The organism is Georgenia halophila (assembly GCF_039541595.1).
In genome coordinates this window covers 101,368-123,268 of record NZ_BAABGN010000012.1, presented here as the reverse complement: position 1 = coordinate 123,268, position 21,901 = coordinate 101,368, and the positions used below count along the sequence as shown (strand labels likewise).

Annotated in this window: 16 protein-coding genes; 12 read left to right on the top strand and 4 right to left on the bottom strand. The window is 71.0% G+C overall.

Going from position 1 to position 21,901, the window contains the following annotated elements; genetic code table 11:
• Positions 1-59: 59 nt before the first annotated feature.
• The 9 genes from ABD907_RS14485 to ABD907_RS14445 all read left to right on the top strand — a co-directional run bounded on the left by ABD907_RS14485 (position 60) and on the right by ABD907_RS14445 (position 12,614).
• Positions 60-995 carry a carbohydrate ABC transporter permease gene (locus ABD907_RS14485; RefSeq protein ID WP_345216980.1) on the top strand — a complete coding sequence of 312 codons (936 nt, stop codon included), beginning with the start codon at positions 60-62 and terminating at the stop codon, positions 993-995.
• Complete coding sequence (locus ABD907_RS14480; protein WP_345216979.1) at positions 988-1,908, top strand: carbohydrate ABC transporter permease; 921 nt, start codon at positions 988-990, stop codon at positions 1,906-1,908. The genes ABD907_RS14485 and ABD907_RS14480 overlap by 8 nt, the downstream gene beginning before the upstream one ends.
• A gap of 98 nt (positions 1,909-2,006) precedes the next feature.
• The gene (locus tag ABD907_RS14475; protein WP_345216978.1) at positions 2,007-3,335 is read left to right on the top strand and encodes an ABC transporter substrate-binding protein; all 1,329 of its coding nucleotides are present in this window, start codon (positions 2,007-2,009) and stop codon (positions 3,333-3,335) included.
• Positions 3,336-3,437: 102 nt separating this feature from the next.
• Positions 3,438-4,769, top strand: a complete 1,332-nt coding sequence (locus ABD907_RS14470) for an ABC transporter substrate-binding protein (protein WP_345216977.1) — start codon at positions 3,438-3,440, stop codon at positions 4,767-4,769.
• A gap of 83 nt (positions 4,770-4,852) precedes the next feature.
• On the top strand, positions 4,853-6,187 hold the full coding sequence (locus ABD907_RS14465) for a pectate lyase family protein (RefSeq protein WP_345216976.1): 1,335 nt from the start codon (positions 4,853-4,855) through the stop codon (positions 6,185-6,187).
• A gap of 63 nt (positions 6,188-6,250) precedes the next feature.
• Complete coding sequence (locus tag ABD907_RS14460; protein ID WP_345216975.1) at positions 6,251-7,576, top strand: ABC transporter substrate-binding protein; 1,326 nt, start codon at positions 6,251-6,253, stop codon at positions 7,574-7,576.
• 4 nt (positions 7,577-7,580) lie between these two features.
• Positions 7,581-8,732 carry a dienelactone hydrolase family protein gene (locus tag ABD907_RS14455; protein ID WP_345216974.1) on the top strand — a complete coding sequence of 384 codons (1,152 nt, stop codon included), beginning with the start codon at positions 7,581-7,583 and terminating at the stop codon, positions 8,730-8,732.
• A 22-nt stretch (positions 8,733-8,754) separates the two neighbouring features.
• Positions 8,755-11,484 (top strand): glycosyl hydrolase, encoded by a 2,730-nt coding sequence (locus ABD907_RS14450; protein WP_345216973.1) that lies wholly within the window; start codon positions 8,755-8,757, stop codon positions 11,482-11,484.
• Positions 11,485-11,837: 353 nt separating this feature from the next.
• Complete coding sequence (locus ABD907_RS14445) at positions 11,838-12,614, top strand: hypothetical protein (protein ID WP_345216972.1); 777 nt, start codon at positions 11,838-11,840, stop codon at positions 12,612-12,614.
• A 130-nt stretch (positions 12,615-12,744) separates the two neighbouring features.
• Here ABD907_RS14445 and ABD907_RS14440 read toward each other — a convergent pair whose 3' ends face one another.
• Both ABD907_RS14440 and uxaC read right to left on the bottom strand, forming a co-directional pair.
• Positions 12,745-13,035: a putative quinol monooxygenase gene (locus ABD907_RS14440; protein ID WP_345216971.1), complete on the bottom strand. Its 291-nt coding sequence runs from the start codon at positions 13,033-13,035 to the stop codon at positions 12,745-12,747.
• Between the two features lie 237 nt (positions 13,036-13,272).
• Positions 13,273-14,718 (bottom strand): glucuronate isomerase, encoded by a 1,446-nt coding sequence (gene uxaC, locus ABD907_RS14435; protein WP_345216970.1) that lies wholly within the window; start codon positions 14,716-14,718, stop codon positions 13,273-13,275.
• A 122-nt stretch (positions 14,719-14,840) separates the two neighbouring features.
• Between uxaC and ABD907_RS14430 the strand changes: the two genes are divergently transcribed.
• The 3 genes from ABD907_RS14430 (at position 14,841) to ABD907_RS14420 (ending at position 18,215) form a co-directional block, all read left to right on the top strand.
• A complete protein-coding gene (locus ABD907_RS14430; RefSeq protein ID WP_345216969.1) occupies positions 14,841-16,322 on the top strand; it encodes a mannitol dehydrogenase family protein in 1,482 nt (493 codons plus the stop codon).
• An 85-nt stretch (positions 16,323-16,407) separates the two neighbouring features.
• A complete protein-coding gene (locus tag ABD907_RS14425; protein ID WP_345216968.1) occupies positions 16,408-17,289 on the top strand; it encodes an amidohydrolase family protein in 882 nt (293 codons plus the stop codon).
• Positions 17,286-18,215 (top strand): aldo/keto reductase, encoded by a 930-nt coding sequence (locus ABD907_RS14420; protein WP_345216967.1) that lies wholly within the window; start codon positions 17,286-17,288, stop codon positions 18,213-18,215. The genes ABD907_RS14425 and ABD907_RS14420 overlap by 4 nt, the downstream gene beginning before the upstream one ends.
• 61 nt (positions 18,216-18,276) lie before the next feature.
• On the opposite strand, the gene ABD907_RS14415 is transcribed toward ABD907_RS14420, so the two are convergent.
• Positions 18,277-20,397 carry a hypothetical protein gene (locus ABD907_RS14415; protein ID WP_345216966.1) on the bottom strand — a complete coding sequence of 707 codons (2,121 nt, stop codon included), beginning with the start codon at positions 20,395-20,397 and terminating at the stop codon, positions 18,277-18,279.
• Positions 20,397-21,737: an ABC transporter substrate-binding protein gene (locus ABD907_RS14410; protein ID WP_345216965.1), complete on the bottom strand. Its 1,341-nt coding sequence runs from the start codon at positions 21,735-21,737 to the stop codon at positions 20,397-20,399. The genes ABD907_RS14415 and ABD907_RS14410 overlap by 1 nt, the downstream gene beginning before the upstream one ends.
• Positions 21,738-21,901 lie beyond the last annotated feature (164 nt).

Here is a 21,901-nt window from a genome sequence, read left to right as displayed (position 1 = left end):
GAGCGCCCCCCGCGTTCGACCGCCCGCTGCGGCGCCTGCACCACAGAAGGGGTGACCTGATGTCTGCTGTGGCTGAGCTGTCGCGCCTGAAGCGGCGTGGTGGCCGTTCGGTGGCGCCGTCCGAGCGTGGTGACGGCAAGGCGGCGGTGTTCTTCCTGGGACCGTGGTTCGTGGGGCTGTTCCTGATCACCGCGGGGCCGTTGGTGGCGTCGCTGTACCTGTCCTTCACCGACTACGACCTGTTGACCGATCCGGGATGGATCGGGTTGTCGAACTACGTGGAGATGGCGTCGGACCCGCGCCTGCTCAAAGCGCTGAGCGTGACGTTCACATACGTGGGTGTGTCCGTGCCGCTGCAGCTGGCGTTCGCGTTGCTGCTGGCGGTGGTCCTCGACCGGGGTTTGCGAGGCCTGCCGGTGTATCGGTCGGTGTTCTACCTGCCCTCGTTGCTGGGCGGATCCGTCGCGATCGCGGTGCTGTGGCGACAGATCTTCGGCACGAACGGCCTGATCAACCAGGTGCTCGCGTACTTCGGGATCGATGGTCCGGGCTGGGTCTCGCACCCCGACTACGCGCTGGGCACGCTGATCATCCTGAACGTGTGGACGTTCGGTGCGCCGATGGTGATCTTCCTTGCGGGCCTGCGTCAGATCCCGGCGATGTACTACGAGGCGGCGTCGATCGACGGGGCGGGCAGGATGCGCCAGTTCTGGTCGGTGACGATGCCGCTGCTGACCCCGATCATCTTCTTCAACCTGGTGCTCCAGGTGATCGGGGCGTTCCAGGCATTCACGCAGGCGTTCGTGGTTTCCGGTGGCACAGGTGGCCCCGCGGACTCGACGTTGTTCTACACGTTGTATCTGTATCAGGAGGGATTCGCCTCGCTGAACATGGGATATGCGTCGGCGATGGCGTGGCTGTTGCTGGTGCTCGTGGCCGTGCTGACGGCGTTGAACTTCTTCCTCTCGAGGTACTGGGTTTTCTACAATGACTGAGCGCGCCACCGCCACGCCCCGTCGGCGTGAGTCCCTGTCCGAGGTCGCCGCGTCGTCACCGCATCCTGAACGGCGTGCGCCGCGGGGGGTGTGGGCCCGTTCAGCCCTGAAGCACGCGGTGCTGATCGTCGCGGGCGTCGGCATGCTGTACCCGCTGCTGTGGATGCTGTCGTCGTCGTTCAAACCCAACGATGTGATCTTCCGTGAGCCGGGCCTGATCCCCTCGGCGATCGATCTGTCGAACTATCCCGACGGATGGACCGCGCTGCTGCACCCGTTCTCGCACTACCTGCTCAACTCCACGATCATCGTCGCCGGCGCGGTGGTGGGGAACCTGATCTCGGCGTCGCTGGCCGCGTACGCGTTCGCGCGGCTCAACTTCCGGGGCCGCGGCTTGTGGTTCGCGATCATGCTGATCTCGATCATGCTGCCGATCCACGTCATCATCGTGCCGCAGTACGTGCTCTTCTCCGAGCTGGGCTGGATCAACACGTTCCTGCCGCTCGTGGTGCCGAAGTTCCTCGCCACGGACGCGTTCTTCGTGTTCTTGATGGTCCAGTTCTTCCGCGGGATCCCCAAGGAGCTGGACGAGGCCGCCCGCCTGGACGGCGCGGGCCACGGACGCATCTTCTTCCAGATCATGCTGCCGCTGTCCCTGCCCGCGCTGGCGACGACCGCGATCTTCACCTTCATCTGGTCCTGGAACGACTTCTTCTCCCAGCTGATCTTCCTGACGAGTCCGGAGATGTACACCGTCCCGATCGCGTTGAGCACCTTCGTCGACTCCACCGGACAGTCCTCCTGGGCGGCGCTGTTCGCCATGTCGATCGTCTCCCTCATCCCGGTGTTCTTCGTGTTCCTCTTCGGCCAGAAATACCTCGTCAAGGGCATCGCGACCACCGGCATCAAATAACCCAGAAACGGCTACCTCGGAAACGTTCGGGGGAAGTCGCAGCAGCACGAACACCCGCAGGCGGGAAGCGCCTACCGGACAGAGAGGTCTTGCGGATCATGAAAACAACAGCACGGCGCATGTTTCTGGCCACCACGGCCGCGGCAGCCCTGGCGGTCACGGCCGCGTGCGGCCAATCCGAGAACATGAATGAGCAGGGCGGCGGCGACGACGGCGGAGAGGCCGGCGGCGGGGGAGGCCCGGTAGAGCTCCGCTACGCCTGGTGGGGGTCCGACTTCCGCCACGAGTACAACCAGCAGCTGATCGAGATGTTCGAGGCCGAGCACCCGGACATCGACATCGTCCCCGACTTCACCGACTGGGAGTCCTACTGGGACAAGCTCTCGACCTCGGTGGCGGGCGGTGACACGCCCGACATCATGCACCAGGAGGAGCGGTACCTGCGTGAGTACGGCAGCCGCGGCGTCCTCGCCGACCTCTCCCAGTACGACATCCGCACCGATGCGATCGACCCCAACATCCTCGCCAGCGGCGAGGCCGACGGCGCTCTCTACGGCCTCGTCAACGGGGTGAACGTGTACTCGATCCTCGCCAACCCTCGAGTGTTCGAGGACGCCGGCGTGGAGATGCCGGACGACACCACGTGGACCTGGGAGGAGTACCAGGAGGCCATGACCGCCGTCGGCGCCAGCGGCGAGGACGTCTACGGGGTCGTGGACCACGGGGCCAACGAGGCCGGGTTCCACGTCTTCGCCCGCCAGCACGGCCAGTCGCTGTACACCGAGGACGGGCAGCTCGGCTACGAGGACGAGCTGCTCGTCGAGTGGTGGAACATCGCGCTGAACCTGCAGGAGAGCGGCGGACAGACCCCGGCGTCGCTCAGCACCGAGCAGGTCGGCGCCTCGCCGGAGGAGACCCTCTTCGGCCAGGGGCGCGCCGCCGTCGGCGTCTGGTGGTCGAACCAGCTCGCCACGCTCGAAGACGCGTCCGGCGAGCAGCTGGAGCTCCTGCGCTGGCCCGGCGAGACTCAGTTCGAGCAGCCGGGGATGTATTTCAAGCCAGGAATGTACATCTCGATGTCCGCCGACACGGAGCACCCCGAGGAGGCGGCGATGTTCATCGACTGGATGAACAACTCCGTCGAGGCCGGCGAGGTCATCCTGGCCGACCGGGGTTTGCCCGCCAACCTCGAGGTGCGGGAGGCGATCGCGCCGATGCTGCCCGAGCCGGACCAGCGCGGCGCCGCGTTCCTCAAGGACCTCGAGGACGAGATCGTCGACAGTCCACCCGTGCCGCCGGTCGGATCGGGCGAGACGCAGGACATCATGACCCGCTACAACTCCGAGGTCCTCTTCGGTCGCCTGACTCCAGAGGAGGCCGCCGCTCAGTTCCGCGAGGAGGTCGAGGCGGCGATCGGGGCGTCGTAGACCATCCGTCAGGCGCGGTGCGCCCCGCCCCCTCCCGGGGCGCACCGGCCTCACATTCGTGAAGCGGCCGGCCGCGGCCGTCACCGTTACGAAGGAGGATGCATGACCCGGTCCGTACGCGTACGACTCGCCGTGACCGCCGGACTTGCCGCGTCGCTGACCCTGGCCGCCTGCGGCCAGTCCGAGAACATGGGCGGCCAGGGCGGCGGAGACGGCGGTGGTGGCGGTGGTGGCGGTGACGGGCAGGTCCAGCTGCGCTACGCCTGGTGGGGCTCCGGGGAACGTCAACAGATCAACGAGCAACTGATCGAGATGTTCGAGGCGGACCATCCGAACGTGGACATCGTGCCGAGCGTTGCTGACTGGGGCGGCTACTGGGACAAGCTGTCCACCACGGTCGCGGGCGGTGACACGCCCGACATCATGATGCAGGAGGAGCGTTACCTGCGTGAGTACGGCAGCCGGGGCGTGATCGCGGACCTGTCGCAGCACGACATCGCGACGGACGCCATCGATCCGACCATCCTTGCCGGCGGCCAGTTCGACGGTGGGTTGTACGGTGTCCCCACTGGCGTCAACGTCTACAGCTTCCTGGCCAACCCACGGGTGTTCGAGAAGGCCGGCGTCGAGATGCCTGACGACAAGACGTGGAGCTGGGAGGAGTACCAGCAGCTCGCCGCCGAGATCGCCGAGAACAGCCCCGAGGGCGTGTACGCCATGCAGGACCACGGCAACAACGAGGCGGGGTTCAACGTCTTCGCACGCCAGCACGGTCAGTCCCTCTACACCGAGGACGGCGAGCTCGGGTACGAGGACGAGCTGCTCGTCGAGTGGTGGAACGTCGCGCTGAACCTGCAGCAGGAGGGCGCCCAGCCGCCGGCTTCGCGGAGCTCCGAGCTGGTGAACGTCGGTCCCGAGCAGTCGCTCATGGGGCAGGGTGACGCCGCGATGTCCGTGTGGTGGTCGAACTCCATCAGCCCGCTCGAGAGCGCGTCCGGCGACGAGCTGCAGCTGCTGCGGTGGCCCGGCGAGAGCACCGAGGAGCGTCCCGGGATGTACTACAAACCGGCGATGTTCGTCTCCATGTCGGCCACGACGGACCATCCGGAGGAGGCCGCGGAGTTCATCGACTTCATGGTCGACAGCGTGGAGGCCGGCGAGGTCATCCTCTCGGACCGCGGACTGGCCGCGAACCTGGACGTCCGGGAGGCCACTGCCGACATGCTCCCGGAGCCCGAGCAGCGGGCCGCCGCGTTCCTCAAGGACCTCGAGGACGAGATCGTCGACGGTCCGCCCGTGCCGCCGGTCGGCTCGGGCGAGGTGCAGGACATTCTCACCCGCTACAACGACGAGGTCCTCTTCGGGCGCATGACCCCCGAGGAGGCGGCCGCAAAGTTCCGTGAGGAGGTGGAGGCAGCCATCGAGGTGCCTTAGAGCACTCGACGCAGCGGTGCGCCCTGCTCCCTCCCGGGGCGTGCCGAATTTCATCACGTACCAGCGAACGAAGGAGTTCGTCGATGTCCTTGGTATCCAGGAGGGTTCTACTCACCGCCGCGGCGGTCCCACTCGTCCTCGGGGCGAGCGCCGGCTCCGCCGTCGCCGCGCCCGACGACGAGGTCGACCCCGGCCGCGAGGTCCTCGCCGCGAACGACGGGTGGGCCGCGCACGACGGCGGCACCACGGGAGGTGCGGCTGCCGGCGCCGACCACGTGTTTCACGTCGACAACTGGCCGGAGCTGCGCGCGGCGCTCGGCGGCGACGACGCCCGTGGCGACACCACCCCACGCATCGTCTACGTCCACGGCTCCGTCGACGCCTACGTCCGGGCGGACGGCACCCGAACCACCTGCGCCACCTTCGAGCAGGAGGCCGGCTTCAGCCAGGCCGAGTACATTGAGACCTTCGATCCCGCCGGCCCGTGGGGCTGGGAGGAACCGTCCGGTCCGCTCGTCGAGGCCCAGGACGCGGCCGCCGACGCGCAGGCCGCCCAGACCCAGCAGCACATCGGCTCCAACGTCACCATCGTCGGCGTCGGCGACGACGCCTCGATCACCGGCGCGAGCCTGAGCATCCGGGACTCGGACAACGTCATCGTCCGCAACCTCACCGTCTCGGACTCCACCGACTGCTTCCCGGAGTGGGACCCGGGTGACGGGCAGGAGGGGAACTGGAACTCGCGCTACGACAACATCTCGGTGCGGACGTCCACCCACGTGTGGATCGACCACAACACGCTCGACTCCGGCGACGTCCCGCCGTCGGAGCTCGACGCCGTCTACGGACGCCCCTACGAGGTGCACGACGGCCTGCTCGACATCACCCACGGCGCAGACCTGGTCACCGTCTCGTACAACCACTTCGGCGAGCACGACAAGACCATGCTCATCGGCTCCTCCGACTCCCGGACCGAGGACCGCGGCAAGCTCCGCGTGACGGTGCACCACAACCGGTTCACCGACATCGGCCAGCGTGCCCCGCGGGTGCGCTACGGGCAGGTGCACGTCTACAACAACCTGTACGAGCAGACACCGGCGTCGGACCCCGAAGGATTCCACTACTACTGGGGCGTCGGGCACGAGTCGGCGCTCTACGTCCAGAACAACTACGTCGATCTCGCGCCCGGGGCAGATCCCGCCAGCATCGTCGGGCACTACGGCGGCACGGCGATGACGGAGACCGGTACGGTCCTGGACCGGCGGCCGGTCAGCGCCCTCGACCTGTACAACGCCGCGAACCCGGACGAGCCCCTCGGCGACGACGCCGGCTGGGATCCGATCTACCAGGTCCGTGTCCTGCCCGGCCAGGCCGTCCCCGGCTACGTCGGCGCCAAGGCCGGGGCCGGTGTGCTGTGAGCGGCAGCTCAGGTCGCTCCACCCGCCCCGCGAGTCCTCACACGTCTGTCTGAGGAGGAACCCATGCGCACCACCATCCGATCCCGCGTAGCCATGGCCGGCCTCGCCGCGACGTCGCTCGTCCTCGCCGCCTGCGGTCAGGGACAGAACCCCGCCACCGACCCTGGCGGCGGAGGCGACGACGGCGGTGGAGGCAACGGCGACGGCCAGGCCACCGTGCGCTTCTCCTGGTGGGGCTCCGACGGCCGCCACCGGCTCAACGAGGAACTCATAGCCGTCTTCGAGTCGCAGCACCCGAACATCGACATCGTCCCCGACTACACCGACTGGAGCGGCTACTGGGACAAGCTCTCCACCACGATTGCCGCGGGCGACGCGCCGGACGTCATCATGCAGGACGAGCGATACCTGCGTGAGTACGGCAGCCGTGGAGTCCTCGCCGACCTTTCGCAGTACGACATCGACACGTCGGAGTACGAGCCTTCCGTGCTGGCGTCCGGCCAGTTCGATGGTGGCCTCTACGGACTGTCCACTGGCGTCAACGTGTACGCCTTGATGGTGAACCCGCGGATGCTCGACGAAGCCGGCGTCGAGATGCCTGATGACGAGACGTGGACGTGGGAGGACTTCCACGGGATTACGACCGCCATCTCCGAGAACACCGAGCACTACGGCTTCCAGTCGCACGCCGACACCGAGCAGCTCACGGTCTGGGCCCGCCAGCACGGCGGCGACCTGTTCTCCGAGGACGGGGGTCTCGGTTTCTCCGACGCGATCCTCGAGGAGTACTGGGACATGTCGCTCGCCCTTCAGGAAAGCGGAGCACAGCCGGGGGCCTCGGAGACGATCGAGATCGCGGAGCTCGGTCCCGAGCAGTCGCTGCTCGGGACCGGCAGCGGCGCCTTCGGCGCCTGGTGGACCAACCAGCTCACCGTCATCGAGGGAGCGGCCGGCGAGCCGCTCGAGCTGGTGCGATGGCCCGGTGAGTCGCAGTTCGAGCAGCCTGGAACCTGGCTCAAGTCCTCGATGCTGCTGTCGATGTCGTCGACGACGGAGCACCCTGAGGAGGCAGCCATGTTCATCGACTGGATGAACAACAGCGTCGAGGCGGGTGAGATCATCCTGTCGGACCGCGGTCTGCCGTCGAATCTGGAGGTGCGCGAGGCGATCATGGGCGACCTTCCGGACGCCGAGCGCCGCGCCGCCGAGTTCATCGCCGACCTTGAGGACGAGGTCGCTGCCCCGCCGCCGGTCCCGCCCGTCGGCGCTTCCGACGTCTCCGAGGCGCTCGGCCGTTTCAACGAGCAGGTCCTGTTCGAGACACTCACGCCGGAGGAGGCGGCTCCGGCCTTCCGTACGGAGGCGGAATCGATCCTTGGCCAGCAGTAGCACGATGGAGGATCGGCCGAGCGCGATCGGCGGGTACGAGGACTGGCCGGGCTGGGTGCGCTCTCGTCCGGTCCTGGACGGCGACGCGACCACCCGCGAGGTGGGCGGCCTGCTGGGCGTGCCGCAGCCGGGAACCGAGCCGGACCGCGAGGCTGGGACGACGCCGGAGCCGACGCCGGAGCCGCCGACCGTCAGGACGTGGCAGCGGGACGGCGTCGCCGTCACCGAGACGCGATGGTCCACCGGCTTCGGGCCGGCGACCCGAGCCTGGATCCTGCGCCCGTCCGACACCGTCGGTCCGCTGCCCGGGGTGCTGGCCCTGCACTGCCACGGTGGCGTGAAATCCATCGGTGCCGAGAAGCTGCTGCGCACCCCCGAGGCGTCCGCGACCGCGGAGCGCGTGCGTCGCGACCTCTACGGTGGGCGGCCCTTCGCGGAGGACCTCGCGCGGGCCGGCTTCGTCGTGCTCGCCCACGACACGTTCGCCTGGGGCTCGCGTCGCTTCGCCCTCGACCCGCTGCCCACGAGCGTGCGGGCCGCCGTCCACGGCGCCGAGGCGGCCCGGGTCGCCGACAGGACGACGCCGGACACGGACAGGCGCTACGACGTCGCCGCCGGCGCGCACGAGCACGTCGTCGCCAAGGCAGCCGGTTACCTGGGCACCTCCTTCGCCGGGATGGTCGCCCACGACGACCTGGTCGCGCTGCGGCTGCTGCGCTCGCTGCCCGGCGTCGACCCGGCGCGTACCGCCGTCGCCGGGATGTCCGGCGGCGGCGGCCGGTCCGCCACGCTCGCCTCCCTCGACCCGGACCTGCGGACCGCCGTCGTCGTCGCCATGATGACGACGACGCAGGCCCTCTTCCCGGCACACGTCGACGCGCACTCGTGGCTGCTCGCCACCCCGCTCGGTCCCGAGTGGGGCCTCCCGCGACTCGCCGCCGGGTGGCGCCGCCACGACCTGCTGGCGATCTCTTTGGCCGACGACGAGCTCTTTCCCCCGGACGGCGTGCGCGCCGCCCACCGGGAGCTGGCGGAACGCTATGCCGGCTCGGGTTCCGGCCGGTTCGAGGACGCGATCCTGCCCGGACCGCACGGCTTCCCGCCGGAGGCGCAGGACATGGCGATCGACTTCCTGGTCGGGTCGCTCGGCGGATGAAAAGGTGAGGAGAGGGACGCCAGTGGATGACATATCGGGCGCAGAGGCAGGCGCTGCGGCGACGATCGAGGCACTCCGGGCGGGCTTCAAGAACCCCGACCCGGCGGCGCGGCCGATGACCCGGTGGTGGTGGTTCGGCCCGGCCGTGGAGCGCACCCGCCTGCAGGAGGAGCTGGACGCGATCGTGGCGGCTGGCTACGGCGGCGTCGAGGTGTCCTACGTGTACCCGCTGTCGGAGGTGACCGACCGGCTGCTGTCGCCGTCGTTCCTCGCGGACCTGCGGTTCGCGGCGGACCAGGCCCGGGCGCGCGGCCTGCGGTTCGACCTGACGCTGGGCAGCGGCTGGTCGTTCGGCGGTCCGCACATCGACGCCTCGACCGCCGCGCGGCGTGTCGTGTGGGAGCGGCACGAGGTCACGCCGGGCTCCTTCACGATGCCGGTCGCGCCGCGTTGGCCGGGGGAGAGGTTCCTCGCTGCGTTCGTCGGTGGCGGGTCTCAGCAGGAATCGCCCGATTCCTACGTGCCGCTCGAGTCCGTCGACGGCGCAGTGGTGGTGCCCGAGGGACGTGGCCCGCGGGTGGTGCTCGTGGCGTGGTCCCGGCTGACGGGCCAGAACGTCAAGCGTGCGGCGGTGGGCGCCGAGGGCCCGGTCTTCGACCACTACTCGGCCGAGGCCACCGACGCGCACCTGACCGGGTTCGGCGAGCCGCTGCTGGACGCCGTGCCGGCGGAGCTGCTCGGGTCCGTCTTCTGCGACAGCCTCGAGGTTTACGGGGCCGACTGGACGCCGGACCTGCCGGCCGAGTTCCGCCGTCGGCGGGGCTACGACCTGATGAGGGACCTGTGGGCGCTGGCACCCGGCGAGTGGGCGACGTCGGTGCCGAGGGAGCCCGATGCCGATCAGATTCGCGCCGACTTCTACGCGACGCTGACCGAGCTGTACGAGGAGAACTTCGTCGCCCGGGTGGCGGCCTGGGCGCACGGCAAGGGCGTCGCGTTCCGGATCCAGAACTACGGTGAACCGCCCGCGTCGATCTCGAGCTACGCCGCGGCCGACGCGTTCGAGGGTGAGGGGTGGGGCTGGACGGAGCTCACCCAGACCCGATGGGCGTCATCCGCGGCGAACCTGTACGGCAAGGAGGTCGCGTCGTCGGAGATCTGGACCTGGGTGCACTCGCCGTCGTTCCGCGCCACCCCGCTGGACCTGAAGGGCGAGCTCCACGAGCACCTGTTGCTCGGCATCAACCACGTCGTCGCGCACGGCTGGCCGTACAGCCCGCGCACGGGTGAAGGCCTGGGCTGGATCTTTTACGCCGCTGGAGCGCTCGACGACCGGAACCCGTGGTGGCCCGCCATGCCGCGACTCCTCGGCTACGCCCACCGCCTCTCGTGGCTGATGCGGCAGGGCCGCCGCGTGAGCGACGTCGGGGTCTACGCCCCCTACGACGACGTCTACGCCCGCATGCACGAGGACCGCCCGAAGCGGCTGGACCTGTGGGCGCAGGTCAAGGAGCACGTCGGGGAGGAGGTGCCGCGCGCGATCCGCACGGCCGGCCTGGACTACGACGTGTTCGATGACGCGACCGTCGACGTGCTGGACCCGCAGCGTTTTCCGGTGGTGGTCCTCCCGAACGTCACCCGCATGCCGGAGCGGACCGCAGCGTGGCTGGAGAAGGCTGCGGAGGCGGGTGTCGAGGTGCTCCGGCTGGGCGGCACCGTGGGCGTCGGCCGGTCGGTCACCGACCTCGGCCCTGAGCTGGCCGAGGCTCGCACGCCGCCGCTGAGCGTGGCGTCGCCGAGCACGAAGTCGATGGACGACGGCGGCGTGGCCGGCTCGGTGGGCGTGACGCATCGGACGACCGGCGAGGTCGACGTCTTCTTCGTCGCCAACACTTCGCCCGGGGTCCATGCGGCGACGTTGACGCCCCGGACCGCACGAGCCGTCGTCGAGCGGTGGGATCCGGAGACCGGCGAGGTCACGAACGTTTTCGTCGGTACGCCCGCCGTCACCCTGGAGCTTCAGCCCTACGAGGCCGCCGCCCTCGTCGCCCACGACGGCGCCCCCGGCGCACACGATGGCGCCGCCGGCGCCGGTTCGACGCCGCTCGCTGCCACGACCGAGAGGAGGCTCGCCGGGCCGTGGACCGTCCGGTTCGACGACGACGGCGATGATGTCAGCGTCGAGGACGTCGTTCTCCCGCATCGGTGGGAGGACATCCCGGGACGGCACTCGTACTCGGGCTCTGCCACCTACTCCACGACGGTTCAGGACCGGCCGGATGCGCGTCGGCCGGATGCCGGCGTCTTCCTCGACCTCGGGCCCGCCCTGCCCGAGCCGGCCACCGAGTCCGACGACGGCGGCATCCGCGGCAAGTCGTTCCGGGCCGAGGTGGTCCCGCCGGTCGGCGTCATCGCCGAGGTAGCGGTAAACGGCCGGCAGGCGGGCATCGCCTGGCACCCGCCCTACGCCGTCGAGATCGGGCACCTCCTCGAAGCTGGTGACAACACATTGACGATCACGGTCCACAACACGGCGGCCAACGCGCTCGCCGACGACCCGTCCGTCGTCACGGCCGCGGAGCTGAGCCGCGATCGCTACGGCAAGCGGTTCCGGATGCAGGACCTCGAGCACGCCGCGGACACGGTCTCGTCCGGCCTGCTCGCCGTGCCCACCCTGCGGATGTCCCACCCCACCTCCGCGCCACCCCCGCCGCCCGCGCCGCCCCCGCCGCCCCCGCCGAACAAGCCCTAAATGCCCTTCTGGCGGACCAGACGGGCAGTAGGGGCTTGGTCGGCAGTTGTGAGCGATCCACAGGCGGATCGACGGTGCCGCCCCGTCCACAAGAGTGAGGCATCGCCCGGCGAGTCGGACGGCGGGCGTGGTCGCCTCGTCTCGTGACACGACAGGTACCTGCGGAGCTATGCCTCCTCGCGCGTGACCAGGCAGGACTGGTGAGCTCCGCGCAGGCTGACCGGTTCGCGATCACGGCGACAGTCCGGCGTCGGCTGTGCAGCTCTGGAGTGTGGGCGCGGGTGTGCCGCGGTGTCTTCGACGTCGATCCTCGGCCCGACCTCTCACCTGACGGACGGCGCCGGAGGTCAGCCTTGGCCGGCCTGCTCCGGTACGGCGACGGTGCCGTCGCCGTGGGGTCGAGCGCCCTGGTCCTGCTCGGCGCGGAGGGGACCCCGATCCGGGACTGCTCCGAGGTGATGGTCCGCGACTCGCAACCGCGCGATCCGGTCGGGCGTCGGGACCCTCCGCCGCATCGCGCCCAGTCCGCTGTGCGGCTATCGGTGCGACAGTTCGAGGCGGCCGCGCCGACCGTGCGGGTAGGACGGTTCACGGTAGCGGCACCGGAGGTGGCGCTCGCGCAGGCTGTGCCGGAGCTGTCGCACCGAAGCGCGATCGCGGTCATGGACTCGATGCTGCGGAAGCGCCTGATCGATCGACACGGGATCGATCAGGCGCACCGTTTGGCCCGCGGTCGGCGAGGAGTGGCGCGCACCCACCCATGGTGGAAGGAGCCGGACGGCCGTGCGGAGTCGGTGCTGGAGAGCCACGGGCGCGTGGAGTGCCTCGAGCACGACGTGCCCCCCGATGACCTTCAGGTAGAGATCCGCGACGACCGGGGCGTCGTGCTCGGCCGTGGCGACCTCGGATGGCGCCTCGACGACGAAGGCTGGCTCCTCGTCGAGTTGGATGGACGCGAGTTCCACGAACGCCCGGCGGCCCTGCTGCACGACAGATCCCGTCAGAACGACCTGGTGCTCGGCGGCAGGGCACACCTGCTGCGATTCACCGCCCGCGACCTGGCCAACCCCGGTCATCTCGCCCGTACCGTCCGGCGGGCACTCGCCCAATGGCGGAAACCGGCTGCCTGACCAGCCCGCCGAACAAGCCGTAACTGCCCGTCCCGGCGCCAGAACGGGACAGCAGGGCTTGATCGGAGCGAGTGGAGTGGCATTCGGGTGGCACGATGGTCAAGCTCAGGACTCGGCGCCACCGTCCCACCTAACCGAACGGTGGTCGGGTCTCGGCGACCGTGTACTCCCACACCTCCGTGGCCGTCGGTTCGACGCCGGCGTCGGGGGCGTCGGCGACCTTGCGGAAGGCCTCGAGCTGCTCCCGGGTCTGCCATCGCTCGAAGTTGTTGATCCGCGCGGGGTCGAGCGGATCAGCAGTGATGGCCAGGTCGAGGCACCCCGGCGCCTGCCGGCCTCTCCGCAGGAGGTCGAGGTGGGCCGCGACGACCTCGTCGCGCTTGTCAGGGTTGACGAGCTCGTAACCGGCGATGATCAACATCAGGGCGTCCTTTCTCGAAGCAGGTGACGTACCTGGTACGTCCCGGCCGCCCGAAACTCATCGCCCGGCACCGCCTCATCTCCCGTCACTCGTCACGCATTACGAGCAAGCCGAACAAGCCCTAACTCCCCGTCTGGGCGCCCAGACCGGACGTTAGGGCTTGTTCGGCGGAGGCTGCGGAAGGCCGCGGAGGGGCCGCGGAGGGGCCGGGAGGGGCTGGCGGAGGTTTGGCGGACCTCAGCCCGACACAGCGGGCACCTTCACCGGCGGGTAGGCGGCCTTCGGCAGGTTGTACGCCAGGTCGACGGCCGTCTCGATCGCCTCGTCCAGCTCGATCCGGTGCTCGGCCACGAGCCGCGCGAGATAGCCCGCGTCGATGCGGCGGTTCAGGTCGTGCCGCGCCGGGATCGAGGCGTAGGCGCGGGTGTCGTCGACGAACCCCGAGGTGTTGTAGAAGCCGGCGGTCTCGGTGACGGCCTCGCGGTAGCGGCGCATGCCGTCGGGGGAGTCGAGGAACCACCACGGTGCGCCCAGCTTCATCGCCGGGTACACGCCGGCCAACGGGGCGAGCTCGCGGGAGAAGGTCGTCTCGTCGAGCGTGAAGGCGATGAACCCGAAGTTCGGGTGGTGCCCGAACGCGTCGAGCAGCGGCCGGAGCGAGCGGGTGTACTCGGTGGCGATCGGGATGTCGTAGCCCTTGTCGGGACCGAACGTGCGGGCGACGCCCGAGTCGTGGTCGCGCAGGGACCCCGGGTGCAGCTGCATCACGAGGCCGTCCTCGGTGGACATGCGGGCCATCTGGAAGAGCATGTGCCCGCCGAACGCCTGCGCCTCCGCCGGCGTGACCTCGCCGGCCAGCGCCCCACGGAAGATCCGCGAGGCCTCGGCCGTTCCGAGCTCCGTGGTGTCGGTCAGCAGGTGCCCGTGGTCGGTGGCCCGCGCGCCGGCCTCGACGAACGCGCGCCGCCGCTGCCGCAGCGCGGACAGATAGCCCTCGTAGTCGCCGGCGTCCACGCCGGAGACGTCAGAGAGCGACTCGAGCTGATCGCGCCAGTCGACCCGGTCCACGTGCAGCAGCGGGTCCGGCCGGAAGGTGGGAACCACCCGCTCGCCCCAGCCCTCGGCGGCGAGCGCGTGGTGCTGGGCGAGATCCGCCGTCGCCGGATCGGTGGTAGCGATGATCTCCAGCCCGAACTTCTCGAACAGGGCCCGCGGCCGGAAGTCGGGCCTGGCCAGCGCCGCACTGATCTGGTCGTAGAGGATGTCCGCCGTCTCGGCCGACGGGCGGACCGTGGCGCCGAAGACCTCGACCAGCTCGTGCTCGAGCCAGTAGCGGGTCGGCGTGCCGCGGAAGAGATGCCAGTTCTCGCAGAAGCGCCGCCAGATCGTCCGGGGGTCCGTCTCCGCCTCCCCGGCGTCACCGCCCACAGGCCGGACGCCCATCTCCGGCAGCGTGACCCGACCCTGGGAGACCACCATGCGCACCAGGTAGTGGTCCGGGACCACCAGGAGCTGCGCCGGGTCCGGGAAGGGCTGGTCGTCGGCGAAGACGGACACGTCGACGTGCCCGTGCATCGATACCAGCGGCAGGCCGGCGGTGGAGGCGTAGATCTCCCTGGCCGGCGGCCGGAGCTCGCCCGCGGGTAGGGCGCGGTCCGGGTTGAGGACCCAGGCGTCGGTCATGAGAGGCTCCTTAGGCTTGGTGGCGCCGAGTGCGTCGTCTCTCTAGGATGAAAGCGCTTTCGCACGAGAAATCTATCAGCGACCGGACATCCGATGAAGGGTCCGGCCACCGGAGGCCCGCAGTGACCGACCGCCTGTCCCTGACCACGCTCGCGAACCTGCCCGCGCAGGTGGCCCGTCCCGCCGTCGACCCGCGCGAGGTGGGCATCGGTGTCGTGCACCTCGGCATCGGCGCCTTCCACCGCGCGCACCAGGCCGTCTACACCGAGGACGCGATGGCCGCGGCCGGCGACACCGGCTGGGGGATCCACGCGGTCACCCAGCGCTCACCCCGCGTGGCCGAACAGCTGGCGCCCCAGGACGGCCTGTACGGCGTGCTCACCAAGGGCCTCGCCGCAGGCGGCTCCCCGACGGCGGACCTGCGCGTGATCGGGGCCGTCCGGGACGTCTCCTTCCCGGGCGAGCAGACCGGTGCCGTGCTCGCCCGGATGGCCGACCCCGGCACCCACGTCGCCACCCTCACCGTCACCGAGAAGGGCTACCGGCGCGCCGGCGACCACCTCGACCTCGACGACGCCGGTGTCCGCGCCGACGTCCAGGCGCTCGCCGACGAGCTGCGCACCGGCCGCGAGTCCGACGCGGCGGCCGGCAGCCCGATCGGGATGCTTGCCCGCGGCCTGGCCCGCCGCGCCCGCCGGGACGCGACGCCGATGACCGTCGTGACCTGCGACAACATCGTCCAGAACGGCACGATGCTGGCCGGCCTGGTCAGCGAGCTGCTGACCGCCTCCGGGGCGGACGACGTCGCAGCCTGGGTGGCCCGGCACGTCACCTTCCCCGCGACCATGGTCGACCGCATCGTGCCCGCCACCACCGACGACGACCGCGACGACGCACGCAGCATCAGCGGCGTCACCGACGCCGGCCTCGTCGTCGCGGAACCGTTCTCGCAGTGGGTGGTCGAGGACGCCTTCGCCGGCCCACGCCCCGCGTGGGAACGCGCCGGTGCGACGATCACCTCCGACGTCGCACCGTTCGAGGACGCCAAGCTCCGCATCCTGAACGGCTCGCACTCCTACCTCGCCTACCGGGGCGCCGTCCTCGGGTACCGCACCATCGCCGAGGCGGTCGGCGACCCCCGGCTGCGCGACGAGGTCCGCGCCCTCGTCGACGAGGACGTCATCCCGACCCTGACCCCGCCGCCCGGCGTCGACCTGACCGACTACCGCGACGCCGTCCTCGGCCGCTTCGAGAACCCGGCGCTCGGGCACACCACGATCCAGGTCGCGATGGACGGCTCCCAGAAGCTTCCCGTCCGGCTCCTCGGCACCGCCCGCGACCGGCTCGCGGCCGGTTCCGTGCCCCACCGAGTGGCCCGCGCCGTCGCCGCGTGGATGGTCTTCGTCGCCCGCACCGCCGACGGCGCATCCGGCCTGGCCCTCGACGACCCGCTCGCGGAGCAGCTCCAGTCGGCGGCCGCCGGCGGCGGGGGACTCGTGGACGGGCTGCTGGGTGTCGCCGAGGTCTTCCCGCCGAGCCTCGCGGAGGATGAGCGCTTCCGCTCCGCCGTCGGCCAGCAGGTCGCGGAGCTCACCCACGGGTAGGTCGCGGCCGACGTCCACGCAGACGTGCCACGCTGACGACCACGCTCACCACCCACGCCGACGAGCCGCACCGAGGAGACCGCCCGTGCCCGACTCTCTGGTCGACGCCCACCTCCACGTCTGGGATCTCGACGGCGGAGGGCCGTTCGGGGTCACGTACCCGTGGCTGACCTCCGGCCCGCTCCACCGCACCCACACGCTCGACGAGGTCGACGCCGACCTGGCGGCCATGGGGGTGGGTCAGATCGTGCTCGTCCAGGCCTCCGACTCGCTCGCCGAGACCGACGAGCTGCTCCGCACCGCCGGGACGGCTCCCGTGCCGGCGACCGTCGTCGGCTGGCTCCCGCTCGCCGACGCCCGGCTGACCGAGCAGGCGCTCGACCGCCGACCGGACGGCACGCTCGTCGGCGTCCGCCACCTCATCCACGACGAGCCGGACCCCGAGTGGATGATGCGGCCCGAGGTCGCCCAGGGGATGGCGGTCCTCGAGCGCCGCGGGCTCACCTTCGACGCCGTGGCAGAGCGGCCGGACCTCCTCGCCCAGGTGCCGGCGGTCGCCCGGCGCCACCCCGGCCTCACGGTCGTCCTCGACCACATCGGCAAGCCGCCGGTCGCGTCCGGCTGGTCGAGCCCCGAGTCCCAGGACTGGGCCCGCCGGCTCCGGGAGGCCGCCGCGGAACCGGGCGTCGTGGCCAAGCTCTCCGGCCTGGCCACCGTCTCGCGCACCGGATGGGAACCGGCGGACTGGCAGCCGTTCGTCGACCACGCCCTGGAGTGCTTCGGAGCCGAACGCCTCGTGCTCGGCAGCGACTGGCCGGTCAGCACGCTCAACGGCGACTACTCGTCCGTGGTCACGGGCCTGCTCGAGGTGATCGCCGGCCTCTCGGCCGACGAACGGCGGCTGATCTGCACCACGAACGCCCTGCGGACGTACGGTCCGCGGCCCGAGAGCGACGTGGTCTCGTGAACGTCGCGCTCGGTACCTCCGGGATCGCCGGCCTGTACCAGGCGGTCGGCGAGGAGGACGCCCAGGCGGCGCTGCAGGCGGCGTGGGACCTCGGGATCCGGCGCTTCGACACCGCGCCGCACTACGGCGTCGGGCAGGCCGAGGAGCGCCTCGGCCGTTTCCTGCGGGACAAGCCGCGAGAGAGCTACACACTCTCCACCAAGGTCGGGCGCCTGCTCGTGGACGACCCGTCAGCCGTCGACGGCACCGACTCCTTCTTCGGGGTCCCGGCGCGCTCGCGGGTGCGCGACTACTCGGCCGAGGGGGTGCGGCGCTCGCTGCAGGAGTCGCTCGACCGCATGGGCCTCGACCGCGTCGACATCGCGCTCGTCCACGACCCAGACGACCACATGGCCGCCGCGATCGGCGAGGCCGCGCCAGCCCTGGCGCGGCTGCGCGACGAGGGCGTGGTGACTGGGTTCGGGATCGGGACGAACGACGCCGGGGTGGCCGAGCGGTTCATCCGGGAGACCGACGCCGACACCGCCATGGTCGCGGGCCGCTACTCCCTGCTCGACCGCCGTGCCGAGACGTCCCTGCTCGCCCTGTGCGACGAACGATCGGTGTCCGTCATGGTCGCCGGCGTGCTGAACTCCGGTCTGCTGGCGGATCCCAGGCCTGGCGCGCCCTTCAACTACGAGCCGGCGCCCGAATGGATCGTCGAGGCCGCGCAGCGGATGGCACAGGCCTGCGAGGCGTACGGCGTGTGGCTGCGGGCGGCCGCCCTGCAGTTCCCGCTGCGCCACCGGGCCGTGGACGCCGTCGTCGTCGGGCCGGGGCATGCGGACCTGGTGCACGACACCGTCGCCCAGCTCCGCGCGCGGGTCCCGGACGAGCTCTGGGACGAGCTGGCCGCGCTCGTCCCCGACCAGGCGCGCCTCCCCTGACCGCCCCCACCCCTCCCGCGAGTCGTCAACTCTGTGTTGACGAGTCGCGGGGAGGGAAGGGTCAGGGGGAGGGGGTGAATCCCTCGTGGCGAACCACCCAGTCGTCGGGGAACCCCTGGGCCCCGGTCGCCGGGCCGGTGTCCCAGCCGCCGGTCATGAGTGCCAGCGCGGCGAGCAGCCCGCCGTTGCCCGGCAGGTAGGCGGGCAGCACGTCCGTCTGGTGGTTGTGCCCGTTCGGCAGGTAGGTGTTCTTCGGCACCTCGAGCAGCAGCGCGTCGACGGCGGTGCTCGGCTCGCCGAGCCGGGCCGCCGTCATGGCCAGCGCAGGGAAGTCCCAGCCCCACGTGCTCGGCCAGTCCCAGTCCTCGAGGATGCTGTGGAGGGTCGTGCGCACGACGCGCGGGTCGAGCAGGTCGGTGGCCGGGACGACGCCGAGGCCGTAGACCATCGACGGGTGGTCCTCGCGGATCGTGTACGGCTCGACGCCGATCGCCGCGTACCGGCCGTCGCGCACGAGCGGCCGCGCCATGCCGTTGCTGACCTCGTCCCACAGCCGCTCCGGCGACAGCCCCGCCCTGATGCGCCACTGCTGGGCCACCTGCAAGGCCCACGACCAGTACGCCAGCTCGAAGGGCGGGTTCGTCACGCGGTCCCGGAGGTCGGCGTAGGACTCCTGCGCCGGGATCAAGGGCGGACCGAGCGCGTAGCCGTTCTCGGTGGGCTCGGCGACGTCGGCCATGAAGCGAGCGGTGGCGTCGACGATCTCGCCGTACCGCTCGGCGGCGCCCTCGTCGCCCGCGCGGCGCAGCAGCTCGGCGAGGTGGATCACGTGGGGCTGCTGCCACAGCAGGAACGGACCGATGTGGCTGGGGCTCTCCCGCCCGTCCGGACCGACCTGCTTCGGCCAGCGTGCGCCGTCGTATCCCTGCAGCCGGGCGGTGTCCCGCGCGACCGGGAGGATCCGGCGGTAGAACTCCATGCTGCGGGCCAGCAGCGCGGGGCGGCCCCACAGCGCGAAGTGAGCGGCGTGCCAGTAGTGCATCTCGAGGTGGAAACGGCCCCGCCAGCTGTTGGTGAGCAGCCCCGTCTCCTGCGGCGGCAGGTCGCCCGAGCACTGGACGGCCGTCAGGTACTGCGAGAGCACCGCCCGGCGCTCGAGCTCGGCCGCCCGCGGGTCGGTGGTGGCGGACAGGTCGAGCGCCGCGCCGCTGCGCCAGAAGGCCGGCCAGTGCCGCCGCGCGGCGTCGAGCACCTCGTCGACGCTCAGCGGCGGTCCGGCGGGTGCCGTGCCGCCCGGGACCAGCTCGACCACCAGGTCGAGTGCCCGGTCGAGCGTCGTGCCCCCGAGGGCGAGGAGCTGGTGGTCGCCGTCGGACAGCACCTCGGGCGCCCCGACCGCCACCGTGTACAGCGGCTCCGGGGCACTGTCGAAGTAGCGCCGGACGGTTGCGGCAGAGCCGCCGGCGCCGGGGCTGTGCACCTCGGTCCGGTGGTCGCGCGAGCGGCCCCAGTCGGCGGCGTTGGTCCACGACTCCGACCCGTACGGGAACGCCAGGCGCACCCCGAGCCTCGGCCCGTCACCGGGCCGTCCGGCGTCCAGCCGCTCCACGCGCACGGCGAGCACATCCCGCTCCGGGTGGCACGCCGTCGTCACGCGCAGGCGTTCCCCGGCGAGCGCGAGCTCGCTGGTGACCGTGCCGGTCCACAGGTCGAGCACCTGCCGGCACGGGCCGAGATCCTCACGGGGCGGAGACGTCCCGTCGACCACCAGGCCCATGCGCAGCAGGTCCAGGCGGTGCGGGTTCGCTCGCAACCACCGGCTCTCCTCGTCCAGGGTGGAGTCGTCCTTGCCCGACGGCTCAGCGTCGACGTACGGCACCTGGCCCCGTCGCGTCCGATACGGCCGCCGCCGCAGCTCCGGTTCCCGGCCGTCCGGGGGCGGTGAGCTGTGCCAGCCCCACTGCGCCTGGGTGCCGAGCAGCGTGCCCGCCGGCCCGCCGGAGGCGTCCGGCACCGGATAGGCGTCCGGGAACGTCTGCAGCCCCGTGACGTCGACGGCGAACGCCAGCGTGCCGTTGCCCACCTGGACCGGCGAGCGCGGGTCGATCGTGTCCGAGACCACGGCGTGCCGCCGGACGATGGCCTCACGATCGAGCCGGCCCGCCGGCTGCATCCGCTGCATCAGCCGCCGGCAGCGATGGCGGCGTTCATGTCGTCGACGAACTGCTGGCCGCCCTCGGCAGGTGCGGTGTCGCCGAACAGCACGGACTCGTTGATCCGCTGCAGCGTCGGCACCGACTCGGTGGACCCGGGCGGGCCGACCACGAAGTCGCCGTCGATGAGCTCGGCGACCCGGTCGATGTAGGCGAACTCGACCTTCTGGATCGGCCCGAGGCTCGGCTCGAGGTGGGCGCGGATCTCCGCGACCGCGGGCACGCCCCGGTCGGAGCCGATGTGGTCGGCGGCAGCGGTCGAGGTGGTCAGGAAGTTGACCAGCTCGGCAGCCGCCTCCGGGTGCTCCGAACGTGAGCTGATCGTGTACAGCTGCGACGCCTGGAGCCACTGGCCGGGCTCCTGCTGGGTGGTCTCGCCCGGCGCACGCAGCATCACGAGCTCATCGCCCGAGGCGTCGGCGAAGGCCTGAAGCTGGTTGGTCCAGGCGAACATCAGGCCGGCGCGTCCCTGGCCCATGAGCGTCTGCTCGGGGTTGGGCTGGCCCATCAGCTCCGCGCTGAGCGACGCCTCCGGTGCCGCGCCGGACTCCATCAGCCCGGTGGTGTACTCGAACCACTCCGTCACGGTCTCCGCCGAGATGGCGAGCTCACCGTCCTCGGAGTACAGGCCCTGACCGGTGTGCTGGTCGGCATACAGGTCGAGCGTGTCCGGCTGGGTCGGGTCCTCGGCGCCGTAGATGTCGTCGGGCGTGTTGGCGGAGATCTCGGTGGCGATGTCCGCGTAGTCCTGCCAGGACCAGCTGTCGTCGTCGGGCATCTCCACGCCCGCCTGCTCGAACACCGCCGGGTTGGCGACCACACCGAAGCTGTTCACCCCCGTCGGGATCCCGAACTGGGCGTCGTCGAAGTAGCCGTTCTGCAGCGAGGCCTCGTCGTAGACGGACAGATCGACGATGTCGGAGACCTCGGCGAAGTCCAGGAGGACACCGCGGGAGCCGTACTCGCGGGGGTACGCGCCGCCCATGGTGATGACGTCCGGCTCGTCGTTCGCCGCGACGGACGTGGAGAGCCGGTCGAAGTAGGCGTCGAAGTCGGTGAACTCCGGCTCGACGTCGATGTCCGGGTGCTCCTCCTCGAACGCCGCGATCGCCGCGTTCGTGATCTCGGCCCGTTCGGGGCTGCCCCACCAGGAGAACCGGATCGTGGACTGGCCACCATCGCCGCCGGCGTCCTGCCCGCCTCCGCCGTCGTCTGCGTCGCCGCCCTGCCCGCAGGCCGCGGTGAGCAGGAGGGCCGCTCCGGTGCCGGCCGCCAGGGTGCCGCGGCGGCGCTTGCTCGTGATTCGCATCGCTGTGCCTTCCTCCGCGTCGTCGCGGGGTTGTGAATGCCTTCATCAGCGTGGGTCGTGGTGGGCGAGGTCGTGCCGCGGCGAGCTGTTCGCTGCGGCACGGCTGGCAGCTGCGGAACCGCTTACATCGGTTTACACCGGTGTAGTCGACCACAGCGGCAGAG

Coding starts and splice junctions, on each gene's coding strand:
- ABD907_RS14455 (WP_345216974.1), top strand. CDS start 7,581: ATGGAGGATCGGCCGAGCGCGATCGGCGGGTACGAGGACTGGCCGGGC.
- ABD907_RS14475 (WP_345216978.1), top strand. CDS start 2,007: ATGAAAACAACAGCACGGCGCATGTTTCTGGCCACCACGGCCGCGGCA.
- uxaC (WP_345216970.1), bottom strand. CDS start 14,718: ATGACCGACGCCTGGGTCCTCAACCCGGACCGCGCCCTACCCGCGGGC.
- ABD907_RS14440 (WP_345216971.1), bottom strand. CDS start 13,035: ATGTTGATCATCGCCGGTTACGAGCTCGTCAACCCTGACAAGCGCGAC.
- ABD907_RS14470 (WP_345216977.1), top strand. CDS start 3,438: ATGACCCGGTCCGTACGCGTACGACTCGCCGTGACCGCCGGACTTGCC.
- ABD907_RS14480 (WP_345216979.1), top strand. CDS start 988: ATGACTGAGCGCGCCACCGCCACGCCCCGTCGGCGTGAGTCCCTGTCC.
- ABD907_RS14410 (WP_345216965.1), bottom strand. CDS start 21,737: ATGCGAATCACGAGCAAGCGCCGCCGCGGCACCCTGGCGGCCGGCACC.
- ABD907_RS14460 (WP_345216975.1), top strand. CDS start 6,251: ATGCGCACCACCATCCGATCCCGCGTAGCCATGGCCGGCCTCGCCGCG.
- ABD907_RS14465 (WP_345216976.1), top strand. CDS start 4,853: ATGTCCTTGGTATCCAGGAGGGTTCTACTCACCGCCGCGGCGGTCCCA.
- ABD907_RS14415 (WP_345216966.1), bottom strand. CDS start 20,397: ATGCAGCGGATGCAGCCGGCGGGCCGGCTCGATCGTGAGGCCATCGTC.
- ABD907_RS14485 (WP_345216980.1), top strand. CDS start 60: ATGTCTGCTGTGGCTGAGCTGTCGCGCCTGAAGCGGCGTGGTGGCCGT.